At 63.3% G+C, this 25,691-nt stretch carries 23 protein-coding genes; 6 read left to right on the forward strand and 17 right to left on the reverse strand.

All coding sequences use genetic code 11. The features are described from left to right. Positions 1-2: 2 nt before the first annotated feature. The 11 genes from Q8X51_RS22400 to Q8X51_RS22450 form a co-directional block, all read right to left on the reverse strand. Positions 3-1,013, reverse strand: a complete 1,011-nt coding sequence (locus tag Q8X51_RS22400; RefSeq protein ID WP_074848624.1) for a FecCD family ABC transporter permease — start codon at positions 1,011-1,013, stop codon at positions 3-5. Next, positions 1,010-1,957 carry an ABC transporter substrate-binding protein gene (locus Q8X51_RS22405; protein ID WP_065947154.1) on the reverse strand — a complete coding sequence of 316 codons (948 nt, stop codon included), beginning with the start codon at positions 1,955-1,957 and terminating at the stop codon, positions 1,010-1,012. Before Q8X51_RS22405 ends, Q8X51_RS22400 begins: the two co-directional genes overlap by 4 nt. Continuing rightward, positions 1,954-2,736 (reverse strand): ABC transporter ATP-binding protein, encoded by a 783-nt coding sequence (locus Q8X51_RS22410; RefSeq protein WP_137211594.1) that lies wholly within the window; start codon positions 2,734-2,736, stop codon positions 1,954-1,956. Before Q8X51_RS22410 ends, Q8X51_RS22405 begins: the two co-directional genes overlap by 4 nt. Positions 2,737-2,780: 44 nt before the next feature. Beyond that, the gene (locus Q8X51_RS22415; protein ID WP_407693598.1) at positions 2,781-4,889 is read right to left on the reverse strand and encodes a TonB-dependent receptor; all 2,109 of its coding nucleotides are present in this window, start codon (positions 4,887-4,889) and stop codon (positions 2,781-2,783) included. A gap of 152 nt (positions 4,890-5,041) precedes the next feature. Then, a complete protein-coding gene (locus Q8X51_RS22420; RefSeq protein ID WP_407693599.1) occupies positions 5,042-6,424 on the reverse strand; it encodes a PepSY-associated TM helix domain-containing protein in 1,383 nt (460 codons plus the stop codon). 132 nt (positions 6,425-6,556) lie between these two features. After that, positions 6,557-8,626 carry a TonB-dependent copper receptor gene (locus Q8X51_RS22425; protein ID WP_407693600.1) on the reverse strand — a complete coding sequence of 690 codons (2,070 nt, stop codon included), beginning with the start codon at positions 8,624-8,626 and terminating at the stop codon, positions 6,557-6,559. Between the two features lie 93 nt (positions 8,627-8,719). Continuing rightward, positions 8,720-9,121, reverse strand: a complete 402-nt coding sequence (locus Q8X51_RS22430; protein WP_108573609.1) for a DUF2946 domain-containing protein — start codon at positions 9,119-9,121, stop codon at positions 8,720-8,722. 11 nt (positions 9,122-9,132) lie between these two features. Continuing rightward, positions 9,133-9,615: a copper chaperone PCu(A)C gene (locus tag Q8X51_RS22435; RefSeq protein ID WP_074848636.1), complete on the reverse strand. Its 483-nt coding sequence runs from the start codon at positions 9,613-9,615 to the stop codon at positions 9,133-9,135. A gap of 47 nt (positions 9,616-9,662) precedes the next feature. Beyond that, positions 9,663-10,058: a DUF2946 domain-containing protein gene (locus Q8X51_RS22440; RefSeq protein WP_407693601.1), complete on the reverse strand. Its 396-nt coding sequence runs from the start codon at positions 10,056-10,058 to the stop codon at positions 9,663-9,665. 97 nt (positions 10,059-10,155) lie between these two features. Next, complete coding sequence (locus Q8X51_RS22445; RefSeq protein WP_065925575.1) at positions 10,156-10,443, reverse strand: addiction module antidote protein; 288 nt, start codon at positions 10,441-10,443, stop codon at positions 10,156-10,158. Between the two features lie 3 nt (positions 10,444-10,446). Beyond that, positions 10,447-10,782: a type II toxin-antitoxin system RelE/ParE family toxin gene (locus tag Q8X51_RS22450; protein WP_407693602.1), complete on the reverse strand. Its 336-nt coding sequence runs from the start codon at positions 10,780-10,782 to the stop codon at positions 10,447-10,449. Between the two features lie 484 nt (positions 10,783-11,266). On the opposite strand from Q8X51_RS22450, the gene Q8X51_RS22455 reads away from it, so the two are divergent. Continuing rightward, on the forward strand, positions 11,267-11,518 hold the full coding sequence (locus tag Q8X51_RS22455; RefSeq protein WP_115486364.1) for a DUF6124 family protein: 252 nt from the start codon (positions 11,267-11,269) through the stop codon (positions 11,516-11,518). Between the two features lie 119 nt (positions 11,519-11,637). On the opposite strand, the gene Q8X51_RS22460 is transcribed toward Q8X51_RS22455, so the two are convergent. Both Q8X51_RS22460 and cbiE read right to left on the reverse strand, forming a co-directional pair. Then, complete coding sequence (locus tag Q8X51_RS22460; protein WP_407693603.1) at positions 11,638-12,357, reverse strand: cobalt-precorrin-6A reductase; 720 nt, start codon at positions 12,355-12,357, stop codon at positions 11,638-11,640. Then, the gene (gene cbiE / locus Q8X51_RS22465; protein WP_407693604.1) at positions 12,354-13,559 is read right to left on the reverse strand and encodes a precorrin-6y C5,15-methyltransferase (decarboxylating) subunit CbiE; all 1,206 of its coding nucleotides are present in this window, start codon (positions 13,557-13,559) and stop codon (positions 12,354-12,356) included. The genes Q8X51_RS22460 and cbiE overlap by 4 nt, the downstream gene beginning before the upstream one ends. A 38-nt stretch (positions 13,560-13,597) precedes the next feature. On the opposite strand from cbiE, the gene cobG reads away from it, so the two are divergent. From cobG to Q8X51_RS22490, 5 genes are all read left to right on the forward strand, one after another. Beyond that, positions 13,598-14,944: a precorrin-3B synthase gene (cobG, locus tag Q8X51_RS22470; RefSeq protein WP_407693605.1), complete on the forward strand. Its 1,347-nt coding sequence runs from the start codon at positions 13,598-13,600 to the stop codon at positions 14,942-14,944. Next, a complete protein-coding gene (locus tag Q8X51_RS22475; RefSeq protein WP_065925569.1) occupies positions 14,937-15,563 on the forward strand; it encodes a precorrin-8X methylmutase in 627 nt (208 codons plus the stop codon). Before cobG ends, Q8X51_RS22475 begins: the two co-directional genes overlap by 8 nt. After that, entirely contained in the window at positions 15,563-16,294 is a 732-nt protein-coding gene (locus Q8X51_RS22480) for a precorrin-2 C(20)-methyltransferase (RefSeq protein WP_065925568.1), read from the forward strand. Before Q8X51_RS22475 ends, Q8X51_RS22480 begins: the two co-directional genes overlap by 1 nt. Next, the gene (gene cobJ, locus Q8X51_RS22485; RefSeq protein ID WP_407693606.1) at positions 16,294-17,931 is read left to right on the forward strand and encodes a precorrin-3B C(17)-methyltransferase; all 1,638 of its coding nucleotides are present in this window, start codon (positions 16,294-16,296) and stop codon (positions 17,929-17,931) included. Before Q8X51_RS22480 ends, cobJ begins: the two co-directional genes overlap by 1 nt. Positions 17,932-18,168: 237 nt before the next feature. Then, positions 18,169-18,948, forward strand: a complete 780-nt coding sequence (locus Q8X51_RS22490; RefSeq protein WP_065925566.1) for a hypothetical protein — start codon at positions 18,169-18,171, stop codon at positions 18,946-18,948. Here the strand turns inward: Q8X51_RS22490 and Q8X51_RS22495 are convergent. The 4 genes from Q8X51_RS22495 to purH all read right to left on the reverse strand — a co-directional run bounded on the left by Q8X51_RS22495 (position 18,945) and on the right by purH (position 25,634). Further along, a complete protein-coding gene (locus Q8X51_RS22495) occupies positions 18,945-19,541 on the reverse strand; it encodes a MarC family protein (RefSeq protein ID WP_003217330.1) in 597 nt (198 codons plus the stop codon). The two genes, Q8X51_RS22490 and Q8X51_RS22495, sit on opposite strands and share 4 nt — an antisense overlap. Before the next feature lie 147 nt (positions 19,542-19,688). Then, positions 19,689-22,460 carry a hybrid sensor histidine kinase/response regulator gene (locus Q8X51_RS22500; RefSeq protein ID WP_407693607.1) on the reverse strand — a complete coding sequence of 924 codons (2,772 nt, stop codon included), beginning with the start codon at positions 22,458-22,460 and terminating at the stop codon, positions 19,689-19,691. Positions 22,461-22,562: 102 nt separating this feature from the next. Beyond that, positions 22,563-23,855, reverse strand: a complete 1,293-nt coding sequence (purD, locus tag Q8X51_RS22505; RefSeq protein ID WP_065925564.1) for a phosphoribosylamine--glycine ligase — start codon at positions 23,853-23,855, stop codon at positions 22,563-22,565. Positions 23,856-24,026: 171 nt separating this feature from the next. Then, complete coding sequence (purH, locus tag Q8X51_RS22510) at positions 24,027-25,634, reverse strand: bifunctional phosphoribosylaminoimidazolecarboxamide formyltransferase/IMP cyclohydrolase (protein WP_065925563.1); 1,608 nt, start codon at positions 25,632-25,634, stop codon at positions 24,027-24,029. Between the last annotated feature and the right edge of the window lie 57 nt (positions 25,635-25,691).

Genomic DNA, 25,691 nt, shown 5'->3' on the forward strand with positions numbered 1-25,691 from the left:
CGTCAGCGCTTGCGCATCAGGCCGATGAAGAACAGGCCGCCGATCGCCGCCGTGGCCACGCCGATCGGCAGGTCTTCGGGGGCGATCAAGGTGCGCGCCGCCACATCGACCCAGACCAGGAACAGGCTGCCCAGCAATGCACACACTGGCAGCAACCGACGATGCTCGGCGCCCACCAGGCGCCGGGCGATGTGCGGCACCATCAGCCCGACAAAGCCGATGGAGCCGCTGATGGACACCAGCACGCCGGTCATCAACGAGGCGACCAGGAACACCTTCAGCCGTACATTGCGGGCGTTCAGGCCAAGGGTCACGGCGGTCTGTTCGCCGGCCATCAGCGCGTTCAACGGGCGGGCCATGCCCACCAGCACCAGCAGCCCGAGCACTACGCTGGCGCCCGGAATCGCCAGCAGTTCCCAGCGTGCCAGGCCGAGGCCGCCGAGCATCCAGAACATCACCGCCGAGGCGGCGCGATGGTCGCCCATGAACAGCAGCAGATTGGCCGCCGCCATCATCACGAACGACACTGCCACGCCGCACAGCAACAGGCGATCACTCTCCAGCCGGCCATTGCGACTGGCTACCGCGAGCACCACGATCATGCTCGACAGGGCGCCGATAAAGGCGGCGATGGGCAAGGTCAGCAAGCCGATGATTTCACCTACATGCAGCACCACGATCACCGCGCCCAGGGTCGCGCCGGAAGTGACACCCAGCAGGTGCGGATCGGCCAGCGGATTACGCGTGACCGCCTGCAACACCGCACCGATCAACGCCAGCCCGGCCCCCACCAACGCCCCCAGCAGCATGCGCGGCACGCGGATCAGCCAGACGATAGGTACCTGCCCGGCCGACCAACTCACTTCGCCGATGCCGAAGACCTTGTACAGCAGGATGCGCCACACCACGTCCGCTGGTACCCGCGCCGGGCCGAAGCCCAGGGATATCACGCAGGACACCAGCAGCAATGCGCCCAGGGCGGCAAGCAGCAGGGGGTAACGACGGGTGATCATTCGCCGTGGAGCCCCTTGGCCAGGGTTTCCACCGCCAGCACGTTATCGATGCCCGGCGTGGCTTGTACATACGGGATCACGATAAAGCGCTGGTTCCTGATCGCGTCCACCCCTTGCAGCGCCGGGTTGTTGAGCAGGAACTGCTGTTTTTGATCGGCGGTGACTTCGCTGTAGTCGACGATCACGATCACCTGTGGATTGCGCTCGACCACGGTCTCCCAGTTGACGCGGGTCCAACTGGCGTCGACGTCATCGAGGATGTTGCGCCCGCCGGCTGCGTCGATCAGCGCCTGGGGCATACCGAGGCGGCCGGAGGTCATGGCGCGGTCTTCACCGCTGTCGTAGAGGAACACGCGCGGCTTGTCGGCGGGCAGGTCTGTCTGCACCTCGGCGACCTGTGCCTGCATCTGTGCGATCAAGGCATTGGCGCGGTCCTGCACGTCGAAGATCCTGCCCAGGTTGCGCAGGTCGTTATAGGTGTCGTCCAGGGTCGCGGCCGGGCGCTTCATCACGAAGGCGCACGACTCGGTCAGCTCGTAGACGTTGATCCCCAGCGGCTGCAGGGTGTTCGGCGTCAGGTCGCCGCCCACGCGCATGCCGTAGTCCCAGCCGGCAAAGAAGAAATCCACATTGGCATTGAGCAGGGTTTCCACCGACGGGTACTTGCTCGCCAGCTCCGGCAGGCCATCGAGGGTCCGGGCCATGTCCGGGGTGACCGACTTCCAGCCGGTGATGCCGCTATAGCCGGCCATCCGCGGTTTGAGGCCCAGGGCGAGCATCATCTGGGTCATATTGATGTCATGGCTCACCGCATGCTTCGGCGCCTCCTGGAAGGTCACGTCGCGGTTGCAGCTTTTGACGGTGACCGGGTAATGGGTGGCTTCAGCGAAGGCTGGTGAAGCACCGAACAGCAGGGCCACAAGGGCGAAGGCGCGCAGGATCATGGTTGGGTTATCCAGGTGATGCGGGGATAGTCGGCCAGGGGATGAGTGTCGATCAGCGCCTCGACGCCGAACACATCGCGCAGCAGTTCAGTGGTCAGCACCTGGTGAGGCGTGCCGCTGGCGACGATGCGCCCGTGGTCGATCACGTAGAGCCGATCACAAAAAGCGGCGGCCAGGTTGAGGTCGTGGATGCTGGCCAGGGTGCCGATACCCAGGCGCTTGACCAGCCTCAACAGCTCAAGCTGGTAGCGTGGATCGAGGTGGTTGGTCGGCTCGTCGAGGATCAGCAATTGCGGTTGCTGGGCCAGGGCGCGGGCGAGGATGACGCGCTGTTTTTCACCGCCCGAGAGGGTGGCGAAGGCATGCGCTTCAAAGCCCTGCATGCCCACCGATACCAGCGCCTGTTGCACCAGCTGCCGATCCTCCAGGGTGTCGCTGTCGAACAGGCCCTTGTGGGGCGTGCGGCCCATGGCGACCACTTCATCGACTCGCAGGCCAAAGGCATCCGGGAACTCCTGCAACACCACGGCGATACGTTGCGCACACCACTTGGCGCCTTGCTTCCACAGGTTCCGATGGGCGAGCAATACGTCGCCGCGTTCCGGCTGGGTGAACCGATAGGCGCAGCGCAACAGGCTGGTCTTGCCGCTGCCGTTGGGGCCGATCAGCCCGACGAACTCCCCCGCAGCGACGTGAAGGCCGGCGTCACGCAGTTGGAACGGGTGTTGGCTGTGGTTCGCCGGGGCCCAGTTGATGCGGGTGAGGGTGAGTGAAGTCATCAAGTCTCTCAAGGCCTGCAGGGATCTAACGGTGTTTTGGTCAGTTAGAAGGTGTAGTCCGCCGTGACGAAAAACGAGCGCGGTTCACCGAGGATCCATTGCTGGCCGTCGTTGTACTGGCTGACCGCGTAGGTGCGGTCGAACAGGTTGTTCAGTTGCAGGCCCAGGGTGGTGTTGCGCATCGCCTTCCACGACAGCGTGGCATCGACCACGGTGTAGCTCGGCAGCTCGTTCTGGTTGGCCATGTCGGCATACCGTGCATCGACATAGCGCACTCCGGCACCGGCGCGGATGTCGTCGCTCAGGGCCTTGCTCAGCCACAGGTTGGCGGTGCGGCGTGGCACGTCCACCGGGCGGTTGCCGTCGCGGGACACTTGTACGCCGTCGACAGCCTGTTTGAAGTCGTCGTACTGCGCCCGCACGATGGCTGCGTTGGCTTGCAGCGCCCAGGCGTGCGGCAGTTGCAGGTCGAGGCTGGCTTCCAGGCCGCTGGAGGATTGCTGGCCGACTTGCTGCTTGAGGTCCGGGTTGCCAGGGACGTCGGTGAGCAGTTTCTTCTTGACGATATGGTAGGCCGCCACTGTCCATTCGCCGCGTTGATCCCAGAAGGCCTGCTTGAGGCCGATCTCGGTTTGCCTGGCGGTGGAGAGGTCGAACTGCTGCTGGCCAGGGCTCAGGGAAATCAGGCCGCCGACCCCGTCGGTGCTGGTGGCGTACTGGCTGTAGACCGAGGTGTCGGGGGTGATTGCGTAGACCAGGCCAGCCTTCCAGTTATTGCCGGTGAGGGTCTTGTCGCTTTGGCTGGCGTCACGTAAATCATCGCGCTCGACGTGGGCGTAGTCGCGGCGGATGCCGGTGACCAGCGCCAGTTGGTCGGTGAGTTGCAGGCGGTTTTCGGCGAAACCGGCAACGGTTTTGGTGGTGGTGGCGAACAGCGGTTTGAACGGGTTCTGGCTGTCGAACCGAGCGGGCGCCGGATCGTTGATATCCACCGGCTGGCCGCCGGGCAGCACGTCGTTGAACGGTGAGTTGCTGGCCAGGCGGAAACGGATGCGGTTGTATTCCACGCCCGTCACGGTCTGGCTGTCGAGGCCGAACAGGCTGTGCTTGAAGGTGAAGGTCTGGCGATCGCCGACCTGTTCCTGGTTGTGCTTGATGCCGAAGTTGCCGCTGCGGGTCAGTTGCCCGTTGGTGACGTTGTAGTTCTCGGCGTTCTGCCAGCGGCGCTGGTTCTTCAGGTAGAACAGTTCATTGGTGGCACTGACGTTGTCATTGATCTGCCACTCGCTGGTCAGGCGCGTCCACTGGTCGTTGTAGTGCTGGGTGTCGTTGCTGACGTTGTAGTTCTTGTGGCGCAGGCCCTTGTGCAACTGGCCATTGATCAGCGGCGTGCCGAAGTAGTTCTGCGGGCGCTGGTCGCCATAGTCGCTGGCCAGGGTGAAGCTCAGGTTGTCCGCCGCCTGCCAGCGCAGGGCGCCGCTGACGAAGTCGCTGCTGGAGTCGCCATGGTCGATAAAGCCGTGGCTGCGCAGGCGGTTGAGGTTCAGGCGATAGCTCAGGGTGTCGGTCAGCGAGCCGCCGCTGTCCAGAGCTTGTTGCTGGCGATCGTAGGCGCCGTAGCCGAGGCGGAGGTGGTTTTCGATCTCGCCTTCGAAGGTTTTTTTCGGCACGGTATTGATCACCGCACCGGTGGCGCCTTCGCCGTACAGCACCGAGGCCGGGCCGCGCAAAACGTCTACGCGTTCCACCGCCCAGGTGTCCACCGGGAAGGTCGAGGTGCCCATGCCCATGTACATGCGGGTGCCGTCGTACAGTTGCATCACCGAGCCCTGGCCGGTAAAACCACGGGCCGACAGCGAGGTGCCGCCATCGCCCGGTGTGCCGGTGCGGCTGATGCCGGTGGCACGGGAAATGGCGTCCTGCACGCTGGCGTCGCCACGCTCGCGGATCTGCGTACCGGTCTGGCTTTCGACACTGCCCGGGGTTTGCAGCGCGCTGAGATTCAGGCGCGAGCCTGCGGTGGTCGGCGTGTTCAGGTCGACGTGTTGGTCATCCACGGCCGCTGCGGTCACCGGGCTGGCGGGCAGGGTCAGGGCCTGGGCGCTGTCATGCAGGGCGAGCAGGCACAGGCCGGACACTAGGTACTTGTTCATTGGGCGGAAAATCGCTTCTTCGAGGCGGTGCTCGCCGCTGGGCGCGGCGAGCTGAGGTATGCAGCAAGTGTTATAAGTTAACACTTCCTGCGTCTTTGGCGAAAGCCCGCGTAAGACTACCTAACGCCTCTATGTAGGGCATCTCGCCTACTTCATAGCGAACCTGAGGTGGATTCACGTTGGCTGAACAACCGTGACAACACCAGGCGATCCAGCGCCCAGACCGCGATCAATGAGGCGCCCACCAGCGGGAACAGGAGCGCCAGCGCGAGCATGATCACCATCGCGGTTTTCCACTTCGGCAGGTCATGACGCAACGGCGGAACACCCAGGCCGCCCTGGGGCCGGCGCTTCCACCAGATCACCATGCCACTCACCGCGCTGAGCAGGATCATCAGGCAGATCAGCAGCACGATCAGCTGGTTCACCCAGCCGAACATCTTGCCTTCGTGCAGCATCACGCCGGTCTCGGTGGCCCGTGCCACGGTGTTGTAGTGCGCCCAGCGCACATCGGCGAGGACCTTGCCGGTGTACTGGTCCACATGCAGGGTGGCGTCGTTGCGCGGGTCGTCGGCGAACACCGCGACGGTGAACACGCCTTCGGCGGTGGTGGGGAAAGTGATGCTGTAGCCGGGCTCGACCTTGCGTGCCGTGGCCAGGTCCACCACCTGTTGCAGGCGCACCGTGGGCGCGGCGGGAGCAGCGTGCATGGCGCCGTGGTTCATGTGTTCGGCATGGTCGCCGGACATCGGTATCGGCGTGTTTTCCATCGCCCAGGGCACTGTCTGTTGCGTTGCGGTATTGAGTACTCGCGCCTGCTGATCGGACTGCGGCACGTTGTTCCACATCGCCGCCGGGAAAGTGTTCCAGAGGTCGGCGTATTGCTTGCCCCAGAAGCCGGTCCAGGTCATGCCGCTGAGCAGCATCACCAGCAGAAACGCCGCGCCCCAGAAGCCGGCGACGGCATGCAGGTCACGCCAGAACACGCGGCCACGGGTTGTGAAGCGCGGCCACAACACGCCGGCCGACGTTTTGCCGCGCGGCCACCACAGGTACAGGCCGGACACCACCAGCATCACGCCCCAGCCGGCGGCGAGTTCAATCAGGCGATCGCCGACGGTGCCGATCATCAGCTCGCCGTGCAGGGCGCGGGCGATGGCTTGCAGGTTGTTTTTCGCATCCTGCTCACCGAGTACGGTGCCGCGATAGGGGTCGACGAACACCGTCACTTCGCGCCCGCCGTCGTGCATCACGAACTGCGCGCTGCTGGTGGCGTCGGCGGGTGGCAGGTATTTGCTGATCTTGCCCTGGGGAAAGGCCGCCTGGGCGCGTTGCAATTGCTCGTCGGCGCTCAAGGCGTGCTCGGCGCTTTGCACCTTGAGCAGGTCGCCGTACATCAGCGGATCGAGCTGGGGTTTGAACAGGTAGATGATGCCGGTCAGGGCCAGCAGCACCATGAAGGGGGCGACGAAGAGGCCGGCGTAGAAGTGCCAGCGCCAGGCCAGGTTGTAGAAGGAAACTTTTTGAGTGGTCATCGGGGATGCTCCGCAAAGCTTGAATTTTTTGTCGTTGATCAGGCCGCTATCGGGGGCAAGTCGAATCGTCGCACCGCCCCTCCCACATTTGGAGTGCGTTCCTATGTGGGAAGGGGGGCGCCCCCGATGCTTTTAGAAGCTCATGTCGACCTTGGTCCAAAGGGTCCGCCCCGGCTCCTTGATGGCCTGCGGATCGTTGGCCGGGTAGCCGAATCCGGCGTTGCCGGCCAGGTTCAGGTGTTCGGCGTAGGCCTTGCCGAACAGGTTGTCGACGCCGGTGCTGACCTTGAAATTCTTGTTGATGCGATACGCGCCATTGACCGAGAACACGCCAAAGCCGCCGTTCTTGTCGTAGTCCTTGCCGACCACATTGCCCTTGTTCTGGTCGATGCGGTTCTGCGCCGCCACTACCCGCCACAACGCGCCGGCACTCCAGTCGTCTTCGCTGTAGGTCAGGCCGAAGCGTGCGTCCAACGGCGGCATTTGCGGCAGGGCCTTGCCGTCGCTGCTGTTCTTGCCCCAGGCGTAGGCGAGGGTGGCGTCGGCTTTCCAATTGGGGGTTAGCTTGTAGGCCGCGCCCACTTCACCGCCCATGATGCGTGCGTCCACATTGCGCGCCTGGGAGGTGGTGCCCATCATCCCCGCCCGGTAATCGAACAGGATGAAATCACGCACCTGGCCGACGTAGCCCGACGCCCAGGCTTCCAGGTCGTCGGCTTTGTATTGCGCGCCGAAGTCGAGTTGGGTGGTTTTCTCCGGTTTCACGCCATCGAAGGCGTTGACCGAACCGACTGCGCCGGTGTTGGGCGAGAACAGCTCCCAGTAATCCGGGAAGCGTTCCGAGTGGCCCAGGCCGGCATAGAGCGTGGTCGGGCTGTCGGCCAGGTCGTGCTCGTAGCGCATAAAGCCCGAGGGCAGGGTGTCGGCGCGGGTGTCGTCGGCGGTCGGGTTGGCGCGTGCACTCATCCCGGAGCCGGTGGTTTGCCGGAAGTCCTTGGCCGAGGCGCGGTCCAGGCGCGCACCGGTGATCAGGCGGTCATGGTCGGCGGCGTACCAGGTCAGCTCGCCGAATACGCCGTAGTTGTGGAAGTTGGCGTCCTTGACCTTGGGCAAATCCTTGTAGGTGTCGATGCCCATGCTGCTGCGTTGGCGGTGTTCGTTGGTCTGCGCATCCAGGCCGCTGATCAGTTGCACATCGGCCCAGCGCCAGGTGGCCTTGATGCGCGCGCCGAGGGTGCGGCGGTCGACGTTGGAGGCCATGGGCCCGGCCATCATCCCGGTGCCCGAGGGCGTGCGCAGGCTGTAGTTGTCCATCACGTGGTCGGCATAGTTGTAGTAGACCTGGGCTTCGACCTTATCCAGCACTTCGCCGATATTCGATTTCTCGAAGCGCAGGCCCAGGCTTTCGCGCAGGAACTGCGAACCGTCCATGCCGCGCCCGGCGTAACGCGCTTCGCCGTCGCCACGGCCGGCGGTGAGCTCCAGCAGGGTGTCGGCATCCGGGGTGAAGCCGACGGCGACGTCGCCATTCCATTTGTCGTAGCGCGAGGCGACGGTGTCGTTGTTGCCGTCCTTGTAGTCATCGGCATGGGCCTGGTTGCCGATCACCCGAACATAGCCCAGCGGCCCACCGGCGGCGGCATCGATGACCTGGTCGAAGCGCCCGTTGGAGCCTGCCAGCACACTCGCGTTGAGCCGCGTGCCGAGTTCACCGAAGTGTTCCGGTTCGCGCTCGAACAGGATGGTGCCGGCTGAAGCACCGGGGCCCCAGAGTACGGTTTGCGGGCCCTTGATCACGGTGAGCTTGTCGTAGGTTTCCGGCGAAATGTACGAGGTCGGCGCATCCATCCTGCCGGGGCAGGCGCCGAGCATCATGCTGCCGTTGGTGAGAATGTTCAGGCGCGAGCCGAACATGCCGCGCAGCACCGGGTCGCCATTGGTGCCGCCGTTGCGTACCAGGGCAAAGCCGGGGATGGTCTTGAGGTAGTCGCCGCCGTCGCTGGCGGGCACCGGTTGGCGAGGGTCCTTGGGGTTGGTGACCACGGTCAGCGGCGAGCTGGGCGCAATGGCGGTGATCACGGTGGGCGTCAGCTCATGCTCGGCGTGTTCATCGGCCTGGGCGTAGGGAACGAGCAGGGCGCCGCATAGGGCAGCGAGCACAGAGGTGCTTCCCAAACGGGAGTCAGCAGTAAACCTGGACATGACAAATTCCATCAATCAATCGTAAACAACACGGCCAGCAGCCTGCGGCTGTCTGTCTAAAGTCGGCCGGGGTGAAGTAACGGTGGCAGGGGCTTACGAGGCGATGGGCGGGGCGCGGCTGCGGGCGCCGGGGAAGATGCTCTGCCGGGCATGGCCCAGGCGCGGTGCGGGGGTAAGGGCATTGGCCGGCGGCGGGGTACCGATGGCCGTGAATGACACGCTGCCGGGCAGGGCCGGGCAACTGTAGAGCAAGTCGCAATAGCCGCACTTGGACCAGAGCGCGTGGTGTTCGTCAGGGGCTTTCTTGTGATGGGCGTCGCCGTGGTCGCCGGGCATGTCCATGGACATGTTCATCGACATACCGGCGTGATGATCCATCGGCATCGCTTGGGAAATCAGCGGACCGATAAAGATCATCAGCATGGCGAACAGGCTGATCCAACTGCCGCGCTTCACGCGGCGGTGTGGGGATAGCCTGGCGCGAGGGGCGCCCATCTGGAGTCAGTCTATTGAGGGTGCTTGTGCTCGTGGCCGACCATCGGCGGTACTTTCTGTACCGAGACTTCCACCTCGACCTTGCCGGCTTTTTCAAAGGTCAGGGTCAGCGGGAATTGCTTGCCATCGGCCAGCAGGCTGCGGTCCTTGAGGCCCAGCAACATGACGTGATACGCCATGGGCGCGAAGGTCAAGTCACCCTTGGCCGGTACGGCAACGCTGGGGACTTGCTGCATCTTCATCAAGTCGCCCTGCATCACATGCTCATGCAGCTCGGCCTTATCGGCCACTGGCGTGTCGACACTGAGCAGGCGATCCGGTGTCGCACCGGTGTTATGAATCACGAAATACGCGGCGACGGTGGGCGCGTTGGGCGGCAATTCCTGGGACCAGGGATCGCTGACCAGCAGGTCGCCGGCCTTGTAGTCTTCGGCATTGGCAGCACTGAACACCGGCAGCAGCAACGCAGCCAGAAGCAGGGAAGATTTAAGCATGGCAGTTCTCCAGAACGGTTCTAAACGCAGTTCACTTGCGAAGAAGATCAGACCGTTGGAGAGGCGCGGGGGTTAAGGCTCGGCCATTGCTGGCGCGGGGTTGGGGTTTGCAATGGGGTGTGTGGTTGACGCTGTACCGTCTCGAATCGCGTGAGATACAACTGCGGCACATGCCCCGGCAACGCCACCAACGGCGCCGAGCCCGAGCAACACCAGCAATGCTGCATGGTGGAATGATCGTCCGGCTGCGGCGCCGGAATCTCCAGCTTGCCCAGGGCAATGGTCTTCAGGCTGGCGCCATTGGACGAACAGAAACTGCCCCACAGTAATTGCTGCACGGGGTCCTTGGACTGCTGTATCGCGCTGGCCATTGGCATGGCAAAGGCGTTGAACAGCACTGCAAGGCAGGCGATCCAGGCAATTGCAACGCGTTGACGGGCCATGGCGGACAATCCGTAGGGTTAAACGATCAGGCGGGTATTTAGCCTGATCGGGGGGGATAAGTAAAAAGTGGTGGTGTGGTTTGGTGTCGCAGTGCTATCAGATCGCTGTAGCGTGAAGCTTGAGGCCCAACGCCTTCATGACTTTCATGATAGTCGCGAACTCGGGATTGCCATTGCTGGAGAGGGCTTTGTATAGACTTTCTCTTCCGAGGCCGGCGTCGCGAGCAATTTGGGTCATGCCTTGGGCGCGGGCGATGTTGTTGAGCGCTGAACGAATCAGCAATCCGTCACCAGAATCCTCTTCGAAAGAAGCTTCGAGATACTCCGCCATGTCCTCAGGAGTCGTCAGATGCTCGGCTATGTCGAAATCTTTAAATTGAGTCATGGGTCACTCCTTTTTCTCAAATTCTTCGGCAATTTCTTTAGCTCGCTCGATGTCGCGTTTTTGCGTTGATTTATCGCCACCTATCAACAGTAGATAAACCACCTCACCTATACGCTTGAAGTACACCCGGTATCCAGGACCATAGTGGATGCGCATTTCGGATACGCCATTTCCGACGTTTTCGCAGTCTCCAAAATTGCCCATTCTTGCGTTGTCCAATCTTGTAAGCACACGTCCATGGACGGGTTTACTGCGTAGCGAATAAAGCCATTCCTGAAACTCATCAGTCTCTTGAAGTGAATCATCTCGGATCGTATTCCTTGGGATACATGTTGGCAAGTTTCGACGCGCTGCAAAAAGCAGGCGTCCCCCTCGCGGATGGCTGACGCGAAACCGCGAGGGGGGAGGTTAGGGCGGGGGCTTTTGGCTGAGCCAGCCAGCTTGTTCGGAAGTATTTGTAGGGGCATTCGCCTTTCGACGGTCAAGCCTGATAGATGGATGTCCGGTTGGCTATTCGTCTAAAAAGAAATTTCCGACAAGCCTTTGAGGTTGTCCCTAGGACGCTTGATCTCTAGTCTCCGTGCACCGCTGCCAACGCGGCGGACGGGCGTCGCGGCCCGGGTTTTCTAAGAGCAAAAGCGCTATCGCCTGCTTTCAGTTGATGCTTTTTTATCGTCTACTGTGCGGCTAAATGGTGGCTGTGCGCGGGATACCTTCGGGTATGCCGGGATGCCTTAGACCGGTCCGCGAACCTGCGTACAGCTGCCACCCTATCGCGTCGCGGCGAATCAGTGGCAGCTCCACCTTTCTAAGGAGCTTCACAATGATCAAACCCACCCCAAATCCCCCCGTTCGGCTCTTCACCGTGGCCGATGGCATCAGCACCGAAGACCTGCTGGTCAACCTCAGCGAAACACTTGCCTCGGCCAACGCGCTGAGTTGCGATCTGGCGTTTGACCTGGAAGGTCCGAAACGCGAGGAATTGCTTGGCGTTGCTCAGTTGATCGAACTGGCGCAGTTGTTGGCTGATCGGGTACACGGCGGCGTTGGGCAGGTGTCCGCCGCGAGCAGCTAACAACGCAGTTCAAAATGTGGGAGGGGGCTTGCTCCCGATTGCAGTAGTTCAGCCAATAAATCAGTGACTGACACACTGCCATCGGGAGCAAGCCCCCTCCCACATTTGAACTGCGTTGTTCAGGGAGATTGGATTGCCTGTAAGACCGCCGCCACTGTGGCGAACTCCCGATCCACCGCCGCCAACACCGGCCGCTTCAACACCAACACCGGCACGCCCCGTTCCCGCGCCACTTCCAGCTTCGGCTCAGTGGCGGTGCTGCCACTGTTCTTGCTGATCAGCACATCAATCCCCCGCCGTTCAAACAGCGCGCGTTCGTCTTCGATCAGAAACGGCCCGCGCGCGCCGATCACTTCACACCGCTCATTGCCCGGATACACATCCAGCGCGCGCAACGTCCAGAACTGCTCGGCGGGGATTTCGTCGAGATGCTGCAATGGCTCGCGACCCAAGGTGAACAGCGGACGCTTGAAGGGTTTCAAGGCGTCGATCAACTCAGCCCAGTCACTGACCTCCCGCCAGTCATCGCCGGCCTGCGGCTGCCACGCCGGTCGGCGCAATGCCCAACACGGCACACCGCCCAACCGTGCAGCCTCGGCGGCATTGCGGCTGATCTGCGCCGCATACGGATGGGTCGCGTCGAGGATCAGGTTGATCTGTTCGTCGCGAACAAACTGCGCCAACCCTTCGGCGCCGCCATAACCGCCGACACGCACTTGGCAGGTGAGATCGGTAGGCACACGCCCCACACCCGCCAGGCTGTAGATATGCTCCGGCCCCAAGGTGCGCGCGATAGCCAGCGCTTCGGTCACACCGCCCAGCAGCAGGATGCGTTTCATCGCGGCTTGACCACTTCCAGCAGGGTGATTGGAAGCGCCTGCCGCCACGTATCGAATTCACCCAGCGGCTGGGCCTGAGCGACGTGGATGCGCGTCAGTTCGCCGCCATGCGCCGCGCGCCAGTTCATCAAGGTCATTTCACTTTGCAGGGTGACGGCATTGGCCACCAACCGACCGCCGGGGCGCAGGTGTTGCCAACAGGTGTCGAGCACACCGTCGCGGGTGACGCCGCCGCCGATGAAGATGGCGTCGGGAGCTGTAAGGCCGTGCAACGCTTCCGGGGCTTTGCCACGAATCAACTGCAAACCGGGCACGCCGAGGGCGTCGCGGTTGTGCTCAATAAGGCCCTGGCGGCCTTCGTCTGCTTCAATTGCCAATGCGCGGCAGCTCGGATGGGCGCGCATCCATTCGATACCGATGGAGCCGCTGCCCGCACCCACGTCCCACAGCAGTTCGCCGGGCATCGGGGCGAGGCGGGCGAGGGTCATGGCGCGCACATCGCGTTTGGTCAGTTGGCCGTCGTGCTGGAAGGCGGAATCGGGCAAGCCAGCGAGGCGCGACAGACGTGGTGTGTCGCTGGAGGCCAGGCAGTCGATGGCGACCAGGTTCAAATCGGCGACACAGGCGTGCTGCCAATCCGTAGCCAAACCGTCGATGCGCCGCTCATTCGCGCTGCCCAGGTGTTCAAATACTGTCAATCGGCTGGGCCCGAACCCGGATTCAGCCAACAACGAAGCAATCAACGCGGGACTGCCGCCGTCATTACTCAGTACCAATAAACGCACACCTGTGGCCAGATGCGCATTGATCGCCGCCACTGGCCGTGCCACTACGGACAGCGTCACCACCTCCTGCAACGGCCAGCCCAGCCGCGCCGCCGCCAACGACACCGACGACGGCGCCGGTAAAACCAGCAGTTCTTCAACCGCCACCTGTCGCGCCAGGCTGGCCCCCACGCCATAAAACATCGGGTCACCACTGGCCAGCACGCACACAGGCTCGTCACGCCGCGCCAGTACCGGTTCCAGGGAGAACGGGCTCGGCCACACCTGGCGCTCACCGCGAATACACACCGGCAACAGGTCCAACTGGCGCTGGCCACCTATAATCCGCGAAGCGCGCAACAGGGCATGCCGGGCATTCCTGCCCAGCCCCTTGAAGCCGTCTTCACCGATGCCTACAACCGTCAGCCAGGGCGACATATCAATTCCTTGAGCGACATCCGACGGGCAGGCTTTTCATGCCGCCGGACAAAGCAGGCATAATACCGCGCCTTTACCCGTCAACCGGTAGCCCCGTGAACCCAACGCCCGCTGTGAATACCTTGCGCCCCTCGGCTTGTCCGGGGTTGCTGCGTATCGTCCAGGCGTTGGATGGCGGCATCTGCCGGATCAAACTGGCCGGTGGCTCGATCAGCGCCGCCCAGGCCCGTGCCGTGGCGGACGCGGCCCAGGCCTATGCGGGCGGGGTGATCGAGGCGACCAACCGCGCCAACCTGCAGATACGTGGGATCGGTGCCGAGCAAGACGCCTTGATCGCCATGCTGCTGGCCGCCGATCTGGGCCCGAGTAACGCCGCTGGCGATGACGTGCGCAACCTGATGCTCAGCCCCAGCGCCGGTATCGACCCGCAGATGCTGTTCGACACCCGGCCGCTGGCCGAGCAGATCCTCGCCACCCTGCAAAACCGTCCGCGTTTCCATGAGCTGTCGGCCAAGTTCGCCGTGCAACTGGATGGCGGTGAGGCCCTGGCGATGCTCGAGCATCATCATGATCTGTGGCTGTCGGCGTTCGTACGCAATGGCGAGACACTCCTCGCGTTCGGCCTGGCAGGTTGTCCAGGATTGGATGCACCGTTGGCCGCCGTGCCGTTGGCACAGGGTCATGGGTTGGTGGTGGCAGTGCTGGAGGCGTTTCTTGACCTCGCCACCCCGGAACAAACCCGCATGCGCCACCTGGCTGTGGATAAGTTGTTGAGCCGCCTCAGCCTGCCGCTGCTGCCGGCCGATGGCTTCAAACGCCCGCCCAGCGGCGCTTTGCTGCACCTCGGGAGTTATCCACAGGCTCAAAGCAATCAATTCTACGTCGCGGTCATCGCACCCTTGGGGCGCCTGGATTCGACGATGCTCACAGGCGTGGCGCAGCTCGCCAGCGAATATGGCGACGGCACCTTGCGCTTCACCCCCTGGCAAGGTGTGTTACTGCCCAACGTCGAAAAACCTCACGCCGTGACCCAACGGCTGGCGCAACTGGGCTTCCTCTGCACCGTCGACCAACCCTTGGCCCGCGTGATCGCCTGCACCGGTTCCAGCGGCTGCGCCAAAGCCCTCGCCGACACCAAGGCCGACGCCGTGCACTTGGCCGCGCTGCATCCCGGCCATGACGTGCACCTGTCCGGCTGCCCACGTTCCTGCGCCGCCGCACATATCGCGCCGGTCACCTTGCTGGCGGTGAGCCCCGGCCACTACGACCTGTATTTTCGCGATGCAGCCCACCCCGGTTTCGGCCGGCTGCGCGCACGCACCCTTTCCATTGAAGCGGCGGGCGCCTTGCTGCGCGCTCACCCACGGAGCAACACCGATGATTGATTACATCCGCGACGGTCAGGAGATCTATCGCAACTCCTTCGCCATTATTCGCGCGGAAGCCAAGTTGGAGCGTATCCCGGCCGACCTGGAGAAACTCGCGGTGCGGGTGATCCATGCCTGCGGCATGGTCGAGGCCATCGACGGCCTGCAGTTCTCCGAAGGTGCGGGTAAGGCCGGGCGCGATGCGCTGGCCGCTGGCGCGCCGATTCTGTGTGATGCGCGGATGGTCTCCGAAGGCGTGACCCGTGCGCGCCTGCCCGCCAACAACCCGGTGATCTGCACCCTGCGCGACGACAGCGTGCCGGAGTTGGCGCGGGAGCTGGGCAATACCCGCTCCGCTGCGGCCCTGGAGCTGTGGCGTCCGCACCTGGAAGGTAGCGTGGTGGTAATCGGCAACGCGCCGACCGCGTTGTTCTACCTGCTGGAAATGCTTGACGCGGGGGCACCGAAACCGGCGTTGATCCTCGGCTTCCCGGTCGGCTTTGTCGGCGCTGCCGAATCCAAGGCGATGCTGGCGGCGGACAGCCGTGGCGTACCGTTCGTGATCATGCAGGGCCGCCTGGGCGGCAGTGCCATGGCCGCGGCGGCGGTGAATGCGCTCGCCACGGAGGTCGAATAATGCCGGCACGCGGACGTTTGATCGGCCTGGGCGTCGGCCCCGGCGACCCGGAACTGATTACCCTCAAGGCCCTGCGCCTGCTGCGCGAATCGCCGGTGGTGGCCTATTTCGTGGCCAAGGGCAAGAAGGGTAACGCCTTCGGCATCATCGAAGACCACCTGGTGCCGCAACAAACCCTGATGCCGCTGGTGTACCCGGTAACCACCGAAGCGCTGCCGGCGCCGTTGTCCTATGAACAAGTGATCAGCGACTTCTACGACACCGCCAGTGTCGAGGTGGCTGTGCACCTGGACGCCGGTCGCGACGTGGCGGTGATCTGTGAAGGCGATCCGTTCTTCTACGGCTCCTATATGTATTTGCATGACCGCTTGGCCGAGCGCTACGAAGCCCAGGTTATCCCCGGTGTGTGCTCGATGCTTGGCGGCGCCTCGGTGCTGGGCGCGCCGTTGGTGTATCGCAACCAGAGCCTGTCGGTGCTGTCGGGCGTATTGCCCCACGAAGACCTCAAGCGCCGCCTGGCGGATGCTGACGCGGCGGTGATCATGAAGCTGGGGCGCAACTTCCCCAAGGTGCGCCAGGTACTCGAAGAACTTGGCCTGGCCGAGCGCGCGCTGTATGTGGAGCGCGCGACCATGGCCAACCAGAAAATCGTGGCGCTGGACCAGGTGGAGCCGATGTCTTCGCCGTACTTCTCGCTGATCATCGTGCCGGGTGAAAGGTGGCAAGGTTGATGAACCCGGCGATTGTCATTCTGGGCCAGGGCAGCCTGGCCACCGCGCGCAGGATCCAGCAGGTTTACCCTGGGGCACTGATCCACGGCCTGGCCGGGCGGGTTGAGGGGGCGGACCAGCCTTACGGCGAATTCGGCGCGACCCTGCGTCAGCTCTACCAGCAGGGCACGCCGCTGATCGCCCTGTGTGCCGCCGGCATCGTGATCCGCACCCTGGCGCCGCTGCTGCTGGAGAAAGGCGAAGAACCCGCCGTGCTGGCCGTGGCGGAAGATGGCAGCGCCGTGGTGCCGTTGCTCGGTGGTCTTGGCGGGGTGAACGTCATGGCACGGGACATCGCGGCGGCGCTGGGTGTCACTGCGGCGATCACCACCAGTGGCGAGTTGCGTTTCGGCACCTGCCTGCTCAACCCGCCTGCGGGTTATGAGCTGGCGGACCTGGAGCTGGGCAAGCGCTTCGTGTCCGACCTGCTGGCCGGCGAAAGCGTGCGCATCGAAGGCGCGGCGCCGTGGTTGGACCAGGCGAATTTGCCCCAGGACCAGCAAGCGCATCTAGCCATTCACGTGGGCAGTGCCGAGCGTGTGCCTTCCGCCAACGAGTTGCTGATCTATCCGAAGACGGTGTGCGTGACCTGCAAGCCGGCTGCGCAGTTGGCCGAGCGTGTGCGCGCGGCCTTGCACGAGGCGGGCATTGCCGTGCAATCCCTGGCGTGCCTGTTGGCCAGCGATACGCAGATGGCTGACCCGTCGTTGCACGAAGCCGCGTCGGCGTTGGGCGTGCCGCTGCGCTTTGGCGGCGTTACCCAGGCTGCCGATATTGTCATCGAGGTGGCTGACCAACCGCTGGACCTGGCCCAGGTCGGCCGCCGCCGTGGCCGCCTTGCCGTGATTGGCCTGGGCCCTGGCGCCGCCGAGCTGATGGTGCCGGCGGTCAAGGCCGAACTGGCGCGCTGCACCGATGTGCTGGGCTATGAAACCTATGTGCGCATGGCCGGGCCGTTCCGTGACGATCAGGTACAGCATTGCACCGATAACCGCGAAGAGATGCAGCGCGCCCGCCACGCCTTCGAGCTGGCCGCCCAGGGGCGTTCGGTGGTGGTGGTGTCGTCCGGCGACCCGGGCGTCTTCGCCATGGCGGCGGCGGTGATCGAGGCGTTGCACGAGTCCGGCGATCCGGCGTGGCATCAGGTCGACCTGGAAATCCTGCCGGGGGTTTCGGCCTCCCTGGCCACCGCGGCCCAGGCCGGCGCGCCGTTGGGCCACGACTTTTGCGTGATGTCGCTGTCGGACAACCTCAAGCCCTGGTCGATCATCGAAAAGCGCCTGGACCTCGCGTCCCAGGCCGACCTGGCCCTGGCGTTCTACAACCCGATTTCGCGTTCGCGGCCTTGGCAGCTGGGGCGCGCCCTGGAAATAGTCGCGCAACACCGCACGCCTGAGACCCCGGTGGTGCTGGGTCGCGATATCGGTCGCCCCGGCCAGACCCTGCGCGTCACCACCCTCGGGCAACTCACGCCAGACCAGGTGGACATGCGCACCATGGTGCTGGTCGGCTCATCCACTACCTGCACATTCCCTCGCGCCGATGGCGGTGAATGGGTGTACACGCCGCGCTGGTACGGTGCAAAGCCTGCCTCCTGAAAACGCTTGGGTGGCTGCACGAAAGCTCCGAATGACAATGGGTGATCACCTGCTGTTGCTCGGGGCTTTTTCTTTTTTGAGTGACGAAAGCCGGAAGGCCCCGAGGGGCGCCCTGTCATTGCTGGGCAGCGTTTTTTGCCGCGTGCCGGCAAGCGATGTTTGTGGCATGGAAGAGCCGCCGCTGACTGGACTAGTGTGGACACAAGCCCCGAGCCGGGGTGTTTGTGGAGAACTGAAATGGAGCGACATCACAGAAGGATCAACAACACAAAACGGCGCAAGTTGATTGCGCGCTACACATTGCCGAGGGCGCGAGGTGCGCAGCCCTCATTGCCGCTCGACACGGAGGACGACTGCAACGCGGCGGTAGTCAACAACAGCGTGATTTCGTTTGCCGAGGGGCTGTCCGGGTTGAACCGGGAATACATCCGCAAAAGCTATCTGCTGGCCAGCGGCTACGTCAGCGATGTATTGAAAATCCAGCGAGGTACCGAGGCCTGGTACGACGAATTTATCAAGGTGATGATCAGCCTGGGCTGGCTACCGGTGCGCAGCAGTTTCGAGCGGGTCTCACAGTCGGGCAAGGGCCTGACCGTGCAACTGGCGGCGTTGAATATCATCACCGCGATACTGGCGGGGGTGTCGGTTTCGGGACCGCTGGTTACGGCGCTGCCGAAACTGGCGGCCGATGCGCTGGAGGCACTGAAGCAGCAACCGAGTTCTTTCGAACTGTTCAAGCGCAACAGTACGGTGCACCAGGGCGGTGATTTCGGCCTGGCATCCTGCGCCGAAACCGACGGCGAATTGATGATGGTGCTGGTGACGTACAGCACCCAAGGCGTGAACAAACAGGTTGGGCTGCCGTTTCTGGAGTGGGACAGTTCCTCGTTCGAGGCCTTCAGCGGGCAGACCTGCCTGGTGCTGAATACCTCGATGGTCAACGAAAAAACCCTCCAACTGATGCGCGAGAGCGCGGGCGACAAGGTGCAGTCGGCGATTGCCAAATACCGGATCTAAGGCACCAGGTAGCCGCGCACCCCGGTAAAGATGATTTGCGCGGCGAGGGCACACACGAACAATCCCATCAACCGACTGACAATCTGCAGGCCCTGGTCACCGAGAATCCGTTCGATACGGTTGGACAGGTACAGCACCACACCGACCGTGAGGCTGGCCAGGGCGATGCTGAGGATGGCCGTGATCTTGTCATCCCAGTGCGGTTGGCTGACGCCCATGACCAACAGCGCACCGATGGTGCCGGGGCCGACCGTGAGGGGAATGGTCAGCGGCACGATGGTCACGTCCTGCTGCACATTGTCGGTCTGCACGGCCGACTTGCCCTGGGCCATGCCCAGGGCGGAGATAAACAGCACACTGCCGGCGCCGATGCGAAAGGCATCCACGGTGATGCCGAACACGCTGAAGATCACCCGGCCGAACAGGTAGAGCAACACGCTCGACACCAGGGTTGCCAGCGCTACTTTCCAGGCCAGGCGCCGCCGCTCTTTGCTCGAATAACCACGGGTCAGGCTGATAAAGCAGGACAGCACGAAGAACGGGCTGTAGAGCACCAGCATCTTCAGGTAAACGCTGAATAACACGTGGAGCATGGGGGGGCTCGCAGGCGGGGAAAGTGTGGAGAGTCTATCAGGCGCCAGAGATCAAATGTGGGAGGGGGCTCGCCCTAATGCCAGTCAGTTACAGTGTTCGCTCTTGACTGAAGCAAGCCCCCACCCACATTGGAATTGCATTTAAAGTCAGGACGGGGCGTGTTCAGGCCGTTGTTGACGCTGCGCCACCCAGAACTCCACCAGCTCACGCAATTGTGATAACTCCACCGGCTTGGCCATGTGCCCGTCCATCCCCGCCTGGCGTGCGCGTTCTTTGTGCTCCGAGAGGATATGCGCCGTGAGCGCTACCACGGGTGTGCGAATGCGCTGGTGGCTGACTTCCCACGCCCGCAGTTGCTGGGTAGCCGAGAAACCATCGAGAACCGGCATCTCACAGTCCATCAACACCAGGTCATAACGCTGGGCCTTCATCGCCTCGAGGGCTTCCTCACCGTTGCTGGCGGTATCCGGGTCGAGGTTGAGCTTGCCGAGCATGCCGCGAATCACTTTGGTGGAGATGCTGTTGTCTTCGGCCACCAGGATCCTGAAGTCGCTGGGCACGGTCACCGCCGCCGGGACGCTGAGGGGCGGACGGGGCTGCACACCACCTTTGCTGCGTTGGGTCAACTCGTCGGCCAGGGTGGTCTTGAGGGTGTAACCGGCAACCGGCTTGGCGAGGATGCGCTTGATCCCGCAGTTACGCGCGATGATCTTGCTCGGCGCATTGCTGATGCCGGTGAGCATGATCAGCAGGATGTCGTGGTTCAGGCTCGGGTCTTCCTTGATCTTCGCCGCCAGTTGCATGCCGGTCATGCCGGGCATGTTCTGGTCCAGCAGCACCACATCGAAGTAATCGCGCAGGTGCGCCTTGGTGCGCAGCAAGGCCAAGGCCTCTTTACCCGACGGCACGGCGCTGACATTCAGGCCCCAGGCCGAGCATTGCTGCACCAACACTTTGCGGCACGTATCGTTGTCGTCCACCACCAGCACGCGCGCGCCTTTGAGCGGGCCGTCGAGGTCGGAGGTGGGGTGTTCCAGGCGTTCCGGGTCCAGCGGCAGGGTCAGCCATAACGTGCTGCCCTGATGGCTGCCGCTCTTGATGCCGAACTCACCGTTCATCAACAGGATCAGCTGGCGCGCGATCACCAGGCCCAGGTGGCCGCTCAAGCGGGTGGCCGAGAGGAAGTTCTTGCTGTGCAGTTCGCTGTGCAGCAGGGCCTCGCGTTCAGCGGCTTCCATTGGCAGGCCGCTGTCCTGCACGGCAATGCGCAGGCGCGGCTTGGTGCTGCGGTCATCCAGGGCGACGACGATCAGCACTTCGCCTTCGTCGGTTTTGTGCAGGGCGTTTTCCAGCAGGCTCAACAGCGCCTGGCGCAGGCGGGTCGGATCGCCGCTGATGACGCGGGGCACCTGTGGCTGGATGAAGCTGATCAACTCGACGTTCTGCTGCTCGGCCTTGGCGCGGAAGATGCTCAGGCAGTCTTCGATCAGCGCATTGAGGTCGAATTGCACGTCATCCAGCTCGATCTGCCCGGATTCGAGCTTGGAGATGTCGAGGATCTCGTTGATCAATGTCAGCAGCTCGTTACCGGCGCTGTGGATGGTTTGCACGTAGTCACGCTGTTTCACCGACAGTGGCGTGCCCAGCAGCAGTTCGGTCATGCCCAGCACGCCGTTCATGGGGGTGCGGATTTCGTGGCTGATCTTGGCCAGGAATTCGGCCTTGGCGGCGATCTCGGCATTGCTGGCGGCCAGGTCGCGGCTGAGGCTGAAGCGGGCCTCGACAATCGCGCGCTGGCGCTCGCCCAGGGCCAGGCTTATCAACAGGCCGCTCAGGCAGATGAAGGCCAGCAATGTGACGATCAACCCCTGGGGCGACACCATCGTCAGCCCCAGCAACGCCGGGAGAATGATCAGCGTGCCGATGTTGAACACCACCATGCCCGCCACGAACAAGCGCGCCGGGCGATAGCCTTTCTGCCAGTGATACGCCGAGACAAACAGCATGCTCAGGCCCGCCAGGGCCACCAGCGCGTAGGTGATGATGTTCAGCGGCAGGGTACTGACGAACAACAGCAGCAGGCCGCACAGCACGATAAACAGGATGTCGGCCATCAACAGCTTGTTCAGCGGGTGCGGACCCAGGGGCATGAAGAAGCGATAGGCAAACATCAGCCCGCAGGGCGCTGTCAGCAGCAGGGCCAGGTAGGCGCCCGGGGTCTGGACCGCGTGCCAGTTCGGCAGCCATGGGCCTACCAGGTTGAGCAGCAGCGCCAGGCTGAGCATCAGCAGCAGTTCGCAGGCCGCCAGCCACAGGCTGCTGCGCGAGCGGTGGTAAGCGAAGCGCGTGAGGTTGTGCAGGATCAGCATCAGCAGGCAGCCGAACAGCAGGCCGTAGATCAATGTCTGGGTCTGGTCGGCGGCGGCCAGCACGGCCGGTTCCAGGGTGATATAGGGGCGCAGTTCGTGCTCGGAAACCAGGCGCAGGTAGACGTCGAGGGTCTGTTGGCTCTGGGGCATCGGCAGCATGAAGTCGTTGCTGGGCAGCGGGCGTTCCGCCTGGGGCTGGCGGTTACCGCTGCTTTGTTGCTCGATCAGGGTGTCGCCGTCCAGCACATAGAGGCTCAGGTGCGCCAGGTCCGGGGCGAATACCCGCAGCACCTGCTCGTGCTTGCCGGGTTGCAGCTTGAAACGTACCCACAACGCACCGTCCGGTTCCGCGGCGGTAATGCGGTCCAGTTCGATGGGGCTGAATTGATTGGTGTAGCGCGAGGAACGGATGTCGCTCAGCTGCAGGTCGGCCTGTTCATCAAGCAATACTGCCCAGCCACTGCCTTGCGCGGCGGCCTGGGCCGGGAACAGGCAGAGCAGCGTCAGCAGACTGACAGTAAAACCTATGGCGATCCTGAGCCAGCGCACGGCGAAATCCCTTCGTAGGTTGATGCACGGTTAACTATGCGCGGGGAGGCCTGTATACGGCAAGGGCCAGAAGCCCTTGCCTAACCGAACGGATAGCTAGCGTTACTGGCTTTCGCCACGTTCACGGGCAATGGCGCGGTAGCCGATGTCCGTGCGGTAGAAGCAGCCTTGCCAGTCGATTTTTGCGGCCAGCTTGTACGCCTGTTGCTGTGCGGCGTCGACGCTGGCACCCATGGCGGTGGCGCACAGCACACGGCCTCCGGCGGTCACGACCTTGCCGTCCTTGAGCGCGGTGCCCGCATGGAACACCTTGCCTTCCAAGGTGGCCGCCGCGTCCAGGCCTTCAATCACATCGCCCTTGGCGTAGTCGGCCGGGTAGCCACCGGCGGCCAGCACAATGCCGACGCTCGGACGTGGATCCCACTGCGCTTCAACCTTGTCCAGGGCCTGGGCCAGCGCGGCTTCCACCAGCAGCACCAGGCTCGATTGCAGGCGCAGCATCACCGGCTGGGTTTCCGGGTCGCCGAAGCGGCAGTTGAACTCGATGACTTTCGGGTTACCGGCTTTGTCGATCATCAGTCCGGCGTAGAGGAAGCCGGTGTACACATTGCCTTCATCGGCCATGCCGCGCACGGTCGGCCAGATCACCAGGTCCATCACGCGCTGGTGCACGTCGGCGGTCACCACCGGGGCAGGGGAGTAGGCACCCATGCCGCCCGTGTTCGGGCCAGTGTCGGCGTCGCCGACGCGTTTGTGGTCCTGGCTGGTGGCCATCGGCAGCACGTTCTTGCCGTCGACCATCACGATAAAGCTGGCTTCTTCGCCGTCGAGGAATTCCTCGATGACGACGCGCGAACCCGCGTCACCAAAGGCGTTACCGGCGAGCATGTCACGCACGGCGTCTTCGGCTTCCTGCAGGGTCATGGCGACGATCACGCCTTTACCGGCGGCCAGGCCGTCGGCCTTGATCACGATCGGCGCACCTTTTTCACGCAGGTAGGCCAGGGCGGGCTCGATCTCGGTGAAGTTCTGGTAGTCGGCCGTCGGGATCTTGTGGCGCGCCAGGAAATCCTTGGTGAAGGCTTTCGAGCCTTCCAGCTGGGCGGCGCCGGCGGTTGGGCCGAAGCAATCCAGGCCGCGGCTGCGGAACAGGTCTACGACACCGGCAACCAATGGCACTTCCGGACCGACGATGGTCAGGGAGACGTTTTTCTCGGCGAAGTCGGCCAGTTGCTCAAGGGCCAGTACGTCGATGGCGACGTTTTCGCACTTGGCTTCGATGGCGGTACCGGCATTGCCGGGGGCGACGAAGACTTTCTGGACCCGTGGGTCCTGGGCAACTTTCCAGGCCAGGGCGTGTTCACGGCCACCGCTGCCAATGATCAAAACATTCATTTCAAAAACCTCAAATTCTGTAGGCGCCGCTGGAGCGCTTTAAAATGTGGGAGGGCTTTTGTGGTGAGGGGGCTTGCCCCCCGCTGTGTTCACTGGAGATCCAGTGGGGCTGCTGCGCAGCTCAGCGCGGGGCAAGCCCGCTCACCACAAAAAGCCCCTCCCACATTTGGATCAGTGACGGAAGTGGCGCATGCCGGTGAAGACCATGGCAATGCCGGCTTCATCAGCAGCGGCGATCACCTCGGCATCACGCATCGAGCCACCCGGTTGGATCACGGCAGTCACGCCGGCTTTCGCGGCGTTGTCCAGGCCATCACGGAACGGGAAGAATGCATCCGACGCCATCACCGAGCCGGCCACCTGCAAACCGGCATGCTCGGCCTTGATCGCGGCGATACGCGCCGAATTCACGCGGCTCATCTGGCCAGCGCCGACACCGATGGTCTGGCGGTTCTTGGCGTAGACGATGGCGTTGGATTTAACGTACTTGGCCACTTTCCAGGCGAAGATCAGGTCGTTGATCTCTTGCTCGGTCGGGGCGCGCTTGGTCACTACCTTGAGGTCTGCGCTGCCGATCATGCCGATGTCGCGGCTCTGTACCAGCAGGCCGCCGTTGACGCGCTTGTAGTCCCAGGCAGCGGCACGTTCAGCCGACCACTCGCCGCAGGCCAGCAGGCGCACGTTGGCTTTGGCGGCCACGATGGCGCGGGCTTCTTCGCTCACGGAAGGGGCGATGATCACTTCGACGAACTGACGCTCGACGATGGCCTTGGCCGTCTCTGCATCCAGTTCACGGTTGAAGGCGATGATGCCGCCGAAGGCCGATTCGGTGTCGGTGGCGTAGGCCAGTTCGTACGCCTGGCGAATGCCGCCTTCAGCGTCCGGGCTCACGGCCACGCCGCACGGGTTGGCGTGCTTGACGATCACGCAGGCCGGCTTGACGAAGCTCTTCACGCATTCCAGCGCGGCGTCGGTGTCGGCCACGTTGTTGTAGGACAGTTCTTTGCCTTGCAGTTGGGTCGCAGTGGCGATGCCCACTTCGGCAGGCTTGGCTTCCACGTAGAACGCCGCGCTCTGGTGCGGGTTCTCGCCGTAGCGCATTTCCTGGGCCTTGATGAACTGGCTGTTGAAGGTGCGCGGGAACTGGCTGCGGCCTTCTGTGCTCAGGGTTTCGGCGGCCTGGTTCACGGTGCCCATGTAGTTGGCGATCATGCCGTCATAGGCGGCGGTGTGTTCGAACGCCTTGAGCATCAGGTCGAAACGCTGGGCGTAGCTCAGGCCGCCGGCTTTCAGGCTTTCCAGCACGTGGGCGTAGTCGCTGGCGTTGACCACGATGGCCACGTCTTTGTGGTTCTTGGCCGCCGAGCGAACCATGGTCGGGCCGCCGATATCGATGTTTTCGATGGCGGTCGGCAGGTCGCAGCCTGGCTTGTTGATGGTGGCTTCGAACGGGTAGAGGTTGACGGCCACCAGGTCGATCGGCTTGATGCCGTGCTCGGTCATGATGGCGTCGTCGATGCCGCGACGGCCGAGGATGCCGCCGTGGATTTTCGGGTGCAGGGTCTTGACGCGACCGTCCATCATTTCTGCGAAACCGGTGTAGTCCGCCACTTCCACTGCGGCCACGCCGTTGTCCTGCAGCAGCTTGAAGGTCCCGCCCGTGGAGAGGATTTCCACGCCCAGGGCTTCCAGCTCCCGGGCAAATTCGAGGATCCCGGTCTTGTCGGAGACGCTGATCAAGGCGCGGCGGATCGGCAGGCGGGTAGTCTGGTCGGTCATTTCAATTTCCATCAAAAGCAAAGGAGTCAGCAAAAAAGGCGACCGGTTTTACGCGGG

The sequence above is a fragment of the Pseudomonas sp. Yb2C2 genome (assembly GCF_052112325.1).
GTDB classification, from domain to species: domain Bacteria; phylum Pseudomonadota; class Gammaproteobacteria; order Pseudomonadales; family Pseudomonadaceae; genus Aquipseudomonas; species Aquipseudomonas marginalis.